Origin of the sequence: Brevibacillus sp. DP1.3A (genome assembly GCF_013284245.2) — a bacterium.
Taxonomy (GTDB): domain Bacteria; phylum Bacillota; class Bacilli; order Brevibacillales; family Brevibacillaceae; genus Brevibacillus.
On sequence record NZ_CP085876.1, the window covers coordinates 1 to 7,500 of the forward strand.

A 7,500-nucleotide genomic window follows, 5' to 3' on the forward strand; every position below is an offset into this window, starting at 1 on the left:
TTGGATGCAGCGATTAGCGAACTATGGCGCAAAGTACTCGCCAAGATAGAAAAATCGCTAAGCAAACCCAGTTTTGATACCTGGCTGAAGGCGACAAAGGCAACTACATTAGAAGAGGATGCACTGATCGTCGTCGCACCAAACGACTTTGCTCGTGATTGGCTAGAAACCAGGTACGCACAACTGATTACCGATACACTATATGAAGTGACAGGTATCAATATGAAAGTAAAGTTCGTCGCGATGCAAAATCCTGATGCGGCTTTTGCCGACGAACAACCTGCCCCACGGGTGAAAATGAGCGAACCGCCAACAGTCGCGGATGACCAGCCACCCAGTATCTTAAATCCCAAATACACCTTTGACACGTTTGTCATCGGCTCAGGGAATCGATTCGCTCACGCCGCATCGCTTGCGGTTGCTGAAGCTCCTGCGAAAGCTTACAATCCCCTCTTCATTTATGGAGGAGTCGGACTTGGCAAAACCCACTTAATGCATGCAATTGGCCATTATGTCATTCAGCACAACCCATCGGCGAAAGTGGTCTATTTGTCGTCTGAGAAATTCACCAATGAATTCATCAACTCTATTCGTGACAACAAAGCCGTCGAATTCCGCAATAAATACCGGAGTGTTGACGTTCTTTTAATTGATGACATTCAGTTTTTGGCAGGCAAAGAATCGACACAAGAAGAGTTTTTCCATACGTTCAATGCCTTGCATGAAGAAAGCAAACAAATCATTATCTCCTCCGATCGACCTCCTAAGGAGATCCCGACACTGGAGGATCGCCTACGCTCACGCTTCGAATGGGGACTGATTACTGATATTCAGCCGCCAGACCTCGAAACGCGGATTGCGATTTTGCGCAAAAAGGCGAAAGCAGAAAATCTCGATATCCCTAATGAGGTAATGGCGTACATCGCCAACCAGATCGACAGCAACATCCGCGAGCTGGAAGGCGCACTGATTCGTGTCGTTGCCTACTCCTCCTTGATTAATCGCGATATCGACACGCAGCTGGCAGCGGAAGCACTGAAAGACATTATTCCTTCCTCCCGCCCACGCGTGATTACCATTATGGACATCCAACGAACGGTCGGAGAAGCGTTCAGCCTGAAACTAGAAGATTTCAAGGCGAAAAAACGGACAAAAACCGTCGCTTTCCCACGTCAGATTGCGATGTATCTCTCTAGAGAGCTGACAGATGCCTCCTTGCCGAAAATCGGTGATGAATTTGGCGGCCGTGACCATACGACAGTCATCCATGCCCATGAGAAAATCTCTCGTGCACTGGCAAATGACCCTCATATGCAAACAACCATTCAGTCGCTCATTGAAAAATTAAAAGCAAACCATTAAACCTGTGCATAACGCAAAAAGCCTATACACAACTTACCCACATGTGTATAGGCTCTCTTTTACGTGTTGAGTCCACATATCCACAAATCCACAGGCCCTATTACTACTTCTGTTAAAAAGATCTATCCTAATAAGTTATGATAAAGGCGCAGCCATTATGCAGATTCCAACCAAAAATAATGGCGCCGGAGAGGGAGGCTCACGTCGATGCATATTACCGTTCAGCGTGAAAAGCTGTCGAACGCCGTATCGCATGTTAGCAAAGCTGTTTCTAGTAGAACTACGATTCCAATTTTGACCGGGATTAAAATCAAAACCGACGATGAAGGTTTAACACTGACAGCAAGCGATTCTGATGTGTCTATTGAAGTTCAGATCCCGCTTGAAGAAGCCGGAGAATGGGGAGTAACCGTACATCAGCCTGGTAGCATTGTGTTGACTGCACGTATTTTCAGCGAAATCGTGCGCAAGCTGCCAAGCAATGAAATCGATATTCAAGTGGATGATCGTCTCGTAACCCAAATTCGTTCCGGACAAGCTGAGTTCACCATTAACGGAATGGATGCCAATGAATATCCACAGCTACCGCATCTGGAAGAAGAGAAAGTCTTCAGTGTTCCCTGTGATTTACTGAAGGCAATGATTCGCCAGACTGTTTTTGGTGTCTCTACATCCGAAATGCGTCCGATCTTGACCGGTTTGATGTGGTCGCTTGATCAAGGCAAATTGCGTTTTGTGGCAACTGACAGCCATCGCTTGGCTAGCCGTACCGCAATGGTCGAATGCCCAGAGGATCTTTCTTTCCATAACGTGGTTGTTCCGGGTAAAAGCTGCAATGAATTGGTAAAAATATTAGATGACGACCAAAATCTCGCGGATATCGTTGTTGCGGACAATCAAATTTTGGTGAAGTCTAAGCATATCCTGTTCTATTCCCGTCTCTTGGAAGGAACCTATCCGGACACAACCAGAATTATTCCTCAAGGAAGCAAAACGGAGATCACCGTAAGCACCAAGGAGTTTTTGCAATCCATCGAGCGTGCTTCCTTGTTGAGCCGCGAAGGTAAATCGAACGTAGTCAAGCTCGTTACAATGCCTGATGGAACCGTCGAAATTACGTCCAATGCACCTGAGATCGGGAAAGTAACGGACATTTTGATGCCAAAAGCAATGAATGGCGAAGAATTGAAAATTTCCTTCAACGCCAAATACATGATCGATGCGCTGCGTGCAATCGATAGCGCGGAAATCAAAGCGAGCTTCAGCGGCCCGATGAGTCCATTTGTGATTCGTCCGACCGATCATGACTGGATGCTCCATCTGATTTTGCCAGTTCGTACGTACTAAAATGTTTTTACGTAAAAGAAAGGAGCCAAGCCATGCGTGAGGTTTCCATTAGCACAGACTATATTGCTCTCGGCCAATTTTTGAAGTTGGCTGAAATCATTGACACGGGGGGAATGGCCAAAGCTTTTTTGGCTGAGGTTCCGATCCAGATCAATGGAGAGCTGGACAACAGACGTGGACGCAAGCTATATCCTGGCGATGAAGTGGCGATTGAAGGCTATGGTCGCTATCAAGTGGTACGCCCCTGAGAGGAGAGCGTGATTCTTGTTTCTCAAGAACCTGTCGCTAACCAATTATCGCAACTACGAAACGATGTCCCTGTCGTTTGACGGTCCCATCCAGTTGTTTATTGGCAACAACGCTCAAGGGAAAACGAATGCTCTCGAATCGATCTATGTTTTGGCACTCGCCAAATCCCATCGAACGCCCCGCGACAAGGAGCTTATTTCCTGGGATGCCGATTATGCCACGATCCGTAGTGATGTTCTTCGTCGCTACGGTTCTGTTCGTTTAGAGCTGCAGTTGACAACCAAGGGAAAGCGGGCCAAAATCAACGGAATGGAACAGCAGAAGCTGAGCGCCTATGTGGGGGCATTGAATGTCGTCATGTTTGCACCCGAGGATCTTTCCATTGTCAAAGGCGCACCTGCCCAGCGCAGACGCTTCATCGATATGGAAATCGGTCAGGTTTCACCTACGTATCTTTATTATTTGAGCAATTACAACAAAGTGCTGGCCCAGCGAAATCAGCTTTTAAAGGATTTGGCCATGAAAAAAAGTAACTCGCTGGAAATGCTGGCAATTTGGAATACCCAATTAGCCGATTTAGCGGTAAAATTGTTACGGAAGCGTTTTGAGTTCATTCGGAAGCTGGAGACGTGGGCACAGGAAATCCACACCGGCATTACCGATGGCAGGGAAAGACTTTCTTTGCATTACGTAAACTCATCGCCCGTTACAGAAGAGATGACGATAGATCAGGCTGTAGATAAAATGCTTGCTGCCTACGAAGAGGTTCGCGACCGGGAAATCATGCGGGGGAGCACCCTTATTGGGCCACACCGTGATGATTTTTCACTTAAAGTGAACAACATGGATGTGCAAACGTATGGTTCCCAGGGACAGCAACGTACCAGTGCGCTGTCCATTAAATTAGCTGAAATTGAGCTGATTAAAGAAGAAGTGGGAGAATACCCCGTTCTGTTGTTGGATGATGTCTTGTCAGAGTTGGATGAACATCGGCAAACATTGCTGCTCGAAACCATTCAGGATCGGGTACAGACGTTTGTAAGTACCACAGGTGTGGAAGGCTTAAAGCATCAGGTTCTCCAGCAAGCCTCTCGTTTTTACGTGAGGGAAGGGAAAATCTCCGGAGAAAGGTAGGGGAAGACAGGGATGTTTATTCACATTGGTGGAGATACTGTGGTGAGCACGAAGGAAGTCATTTCCATTCTTGATCATCAGACTGTGAAATCCTCAAAAATCAATAAAGCGTTCTTACTCGAAAAAAGTAAGACAGTTGTTGACCATAGCGAGGAAGAAACGAAGTCTTATGTAATCACCCAGAACGCCATTTACTGTTCACCTATTTCTTCTCTGACGCTGAAGCGACGCGCTCAGTTCGTGGACAGCTTGGATCAGTTTCCCTTTGTACAAGCTGAAGTGGAGGAGTTGACAGAGTAGTGGATCAAGTGACGACGAAAGATACAAACTACGATGCGAGTCAGATTCAGGTACTGGAAGGGTTAGAGGCAGTTCGGAAACGTCCCGGCATGTACATCGGGTCGACCAGCAGCCGAGGTTTGCATCACCTGGTATGGGAGATTGTCGACAATGCCATTGACGAGGCGCTGGCTGGTTATTGCGACGAGATCTTGGTGGTCATTCATCCAGACAACTCCGTATCTGTAACCGATAACGGTCGAGGAATCCCGACAGGCATTCATGAAAAGACTGGGAAATCCACAGTTGAAACCGTTTTGACTGTATTGCACGCCGGTGGTAAATTCGGCGGTGGCGGATACAAAGTGTCCGGCGGTCTTCACGGGGTAGGTAGCTCGGTAGTGAACGCACTATCGGAATGGATGGAAGTCGAGGTTAAACAAAATAACCAGGTATACTACATGCGCTTTAAAGTAGGCGCACCGGATGCTGATCTTGCTGTTGTGGGCGAGACCGAAGAGACGGGAACAAAAGTTACCTTCAAGCCCGACCCGACTATTTTTACCGAAACAACGGTATTTGAATACGAGATTTTGCAAAAACGTATTCGCGAGCTGGCGTTCCTTAACAAAGGATTGCGCATCACGCTGAAAGATGCGCGTCCAGATCATGAGAAGGAAGAATCCTTCCACTACGAGGGCGGTATCATCCAGTTCGTAGAATACTTGAATAAAAACCGGGAAGCCCTGCATGACGATGTGATTTATTGCGAAGGGGAAAAAGAAGGTCTTGTCGTGGAGGTTGCCCTTCAGTACAACGACAGCTATGTGAGCAACATCTACTCTTTTGCTAATAACATCAACACACATGAGGGTGGTACTCACGAAACCGGATTTAAAACAGCTCTTACACGTGTTATCAACGACTATAGCCGCAAGTTTAACTTCCTGAAGGAAAAGGATCCGAATCTTTCCGGGGACGATGTGCGTGAAGGCATTACCGCGATTATCTCCGTAAAAATTCAAGAGCCTCAGTTCGAAGGACAAACAAAAACGAAGCTGGGCAACTCGGAAGCGCGTAGCATTACCGAGTCTGTCTTCGGTGACCGTTTTAACACCTTCATGGAAGAAAACCCGGGTGTAGCCAAAAAAGTTGTGGAAAAAGCGCTCATGGCATCTCGTGCCCGTGAGGCAGCTCGTAAAGCACGTGAAATGACTCGTCGCAAGAGTGCACTGGAAGTAAGTGCTTTGCCGGGTAAACTGGCGGACTGCTCTTCCAAGGACGCATCCGAATCTGAACTGTTCATTGTAGAGGGTGACTCTGCGGGTGGTTCTGCGAAGATGGGACGCGATCGACATTTCCAAGCCATTCTTCCTCTTCGCGGGAAGGTATTGAACGTAGAAAAAGCACGTCTGGACAAAATTCTCGGGAATAACGAGATCCGTGCCATTATTACGGCTTTGGGAACGGGTGTTGGCGAAGACTTTGATATTTCAAAGGCACGCTACCACAAAGTCGTTATTATGACGGACGCCGACGTTGACGGATCGCATATTCGTACGCTTCTGCTGACGTTCTTCTTCCGCTACATGAAACAGTTGATTGAAGCGGGGTATATTTATATTGCGCAGCCGCCTCTTTTCAGCATCAAGCAAGGGAAGACGTTACATTATGCTTATACTGACAAGCAGCGTGATCAGGTACTCGCTACCTTGAAGGCTCAACCGAAGCCTAACGTCCAACGCTATAAAGGACTAGGTGAGATGAACGCGGATCAATTGTGGGAGACTACGATGGACCCAGAAGTTCGTACACTGCTTCAGGTAGATCTCGAGGATGCTATGGATGCCGATATGGTGTTTGAGACACTGATGGGAGACGAAGTAGAGCCTCGCAGGGAGTTTATTGAGCAATACGCGGCAAACGTACGCGATCTTGATATTTAAGTTGGAACGAAGAAAAGCTTGTCCTTTACCGGGCAAGCTTTTTCTTAATGAAAATATCAAAACACATTTGAAATATAGTATGAACATGACTTATAATAGATTGTGCTTTTGTTGAGTTCGTTTCACAAAAAAAGTTCACCCACGCAATAAAAAAAATCAAAAATTCTATTGCAATGAATTAAAAAGTATGCTAGATTTAAATTCCGGAAGTAATCAAGGGCCTATAGCTCAGTTGGTTAGAGCGCACGCCTGATAAGCGTGAGGTCGGCTGTTCGAGTCAGCCTAGGCCCACCACTTACATAGCTGATATGACAACCTGTGTCATGAAAGCGCTAGAATGGGGCTGTAGCTCAGTTGGGAGAGCGCCTGCCTTGCAAGCAGGAGGTCATCGGTTCGATCCCGTTCAGCTCCACCATTCTAAAATACGATTATTCCTCGGTAGCTCAGTTGGTAGAGCAATCGGCTGTTAACCGATCGGTCGGCGGTTCGAGTCCGTCCCGAGGAGCCATTGAAATGGCCCGTTGGTGAAGCGGTTTAACACAGCAGCCTTTCACGCTGTCATACAGGGGTTCGAATCCCCTACGGGTCACCTAGCAAAATGCCCTGCAAGTGCAGGGGTCCTGGAGGCTTAGCTCAGCTGGGAGAGCATCTGCCTTACAAGCAGAGGGTCGGCGGTTCGATCCCGTCAGCCTCCACCACTTTTAACAACTGAATGTTTTCATGGAGCTGTGGTGAAGTTGGAGTTCACGCCGGTCTGTCACACCGGAGGTCGCGGGTTCGAGTCCCGTCAGCTCCGCCATTTTTCTCAAGCGATGGCGAAATAATTACGCTTGAGGCTCGGTAGCTCAGTCGGTAGAGCAGAGGACTGAAAATCCTCGTGTCGGCGGTTCGATTCCGTCCCGAGCCACCATTTATACAAAACACGCCGGTATAGCTCAATTGGTAGAGCACCTGACTTGTAATCAGGGGGTTGTGGGTTCAAGTCCTATTGCCGGCACCACTTTTTCTTTGAAAGTTGAATAACGTTTGCTTTTGAAGGACAAGCTTGGGGAGATAGTGAAGTGGCTAAACACGGCAGACTGTAAATCTGCTCCCTCCGGGTTCGGCGGTTCGAATCCGTCTCTCCCCACCATCTTTACTTCATGGCTATTGGGGTATAGCCAAGCGGTAAGGCAACGGACTT

General features: G+C 47.5%; 6 protein-coding genes and 10 tRNA genes (1 of these 16 only partly in view). All 16 read left to right on the plus strand.

The genetic code is table 11. The features are described 5' to 3' along the window. Entirely contained in the window at positions 1-1,362 is a 1,362-nt protein-coding gene (gene dnaA, locus HP399_RS00005) for a chromosomal replication initiator protein DnaA (protein ID WP_017246844.1), read from the plus strand. Between the two features lie 207 nt (positions 1,363-1,569). Beyond that, positions 1,570-2,709 carry a DNA polymerase III subunit beta gene (gene dnaN, locus HP399_RS00010; protein ID WP_173620351.1) on the plus strand — a complete coding sequence of 380 codons (1,140 nt, stop codon included), beginning with the start codon at positions 1,570-1,572 and terminating at the stop codon, positions 2,707-2,709. Between the two features lie 32 nt (positions 2,710-2,741). Then, positions 2,742-2,957, plus strand: a complete 216-nt coding sequence (gene yaaA / locus HP399_RS00015; protein ID WP_012683786.1) for a S4 domain-containing protein YaaA — start codon at positions 2,742-2,744, stop codon at positions 2,955-2,957. A gap of 16 nt (positions 2,958-2,973) precedes the next feature. Next, positions 2,974-4,092, plus strand: coding sequence for a DNA replication/repair protein RecF (gene recF / locus HP399_RS00020; protein ID WP_012683787.1), 1,119 nt, complete (start codon positions 2,974-2,976; stop codon positions 4,090-4,092). 12 nt (positions 4,093-4,104) lie between these two features. Beyond that, the gene (remB, locus tag HP399_RS00025) at positions 4,105-4,392 is read left to right on the plus strand and encodes an extracellular matrix regulator RemB (protein ID WP_007720118.1); all 288 of its coding nucleotides are present in this window, start codon (positions 4,105-4,107) and stop codon (positions 4,390-4,392) included. Beyond that, positions 4,392-6,317: a DNA topoisomerase (ATP-hydrolyzing) subunit B gene (gyrB, locus tag HP399_RS00030; protein WP_007720116.1), complete on the plus strand. Its 1,926-nt coding sequence runs from the start codon at positions 4,392-4,394 to the stop codon at positions 6,315-6,317. Before remB ends, gyrB begins: the two co-directional genes overlap by 1 nt. A 217-nt stretch (positions 6,318-6,534) precedes the next feature. Next, positions 6,535-6,611: transfer RNA gene (locus tag HP399_RS00035), tRNA-Ile, on the plus strand. Positions 6,612-6,656: 45 nt separating this feature from the next. Beyond that, positions 6,657-6,732: transfer RNA gene (locus tag HP399_RS00040), tRNA-Ala, on the plus strand. A gap of 17 nt (positions 6,733-6,749) precedes the next feature. Next, positions 6,750-6,825: transfer RNA gene (locus HP399_RS00045), tRNA-Asn, on the plus strand. Positions 6,826-6,832: 7 nt separating this feature from the next. After that, positions 6,833-6,906, plus strand: a tRNA-Glu gene (locus HP399_RS00050). A 33-nt stretch (positions 6,907-6,939) separates the two neighbouring features. Beyond that, positions 6,940-7,015, plus strand: a tRNA-Val gene (locus HP399_RS00055). A 24-nt stretch (positions 7,016-7,039) separates the two neighbouring features. Beyond that, a tRNA-Asp gene (locus tag HP399_RS00060) sits at positions 7,040-7,116 on the plus strand. 35 nt (positions 7,117-7,151) lie between these two features. Beyond that, positions 7,152-7,227: transfer RNA gene (locus HP399_RS00065), tRNA-Phe, on the plus strand. Positions 7,228-7,241: 14 nt separating this feature from the next. After that, a tRNA-Thr gene (locus HP399_RS00070) sits at positions 7,242-7,317 on the plus strand. Between the two features lie 47 nt (positions 7,318-7,364). After that, a tRNA-Tyr gene (locus HP399_RS00075) sits at positions 7,365-7,449 on the plus strand. A gap of 18 nt (positions 7,450-7,467) precedes the next feature. After that, a tRNA-Gln gene (locus HP399_RS00080) sits at positions 7,468-7,500 on the plus strand; it runs 42 nt beyond the window's last position.

Excerpts from the sequence above, each read along its gene's own strand:
- yaaA (WP_012683786.1), top strand. The coding sequence starts at position 2,742 with ATGCGTGAGGTTTCCATTAGCACAGACTATATTGCTCTCGGCCAATTT.
- remB (WP_007720118.1), top strand. The coding sequence starts at position 4,105 with ATGTTTATTCACATTGGTGGAGATACTGTGGTGAGCACGAAGGAAGTC.
- dnaN (WP_173620351.1), top strand. The coding sequence starts at position 1,570 with ATGCATATTACCGTTCAGCGTGAAAAGCTGTCGAACGCCGTATCGCAT.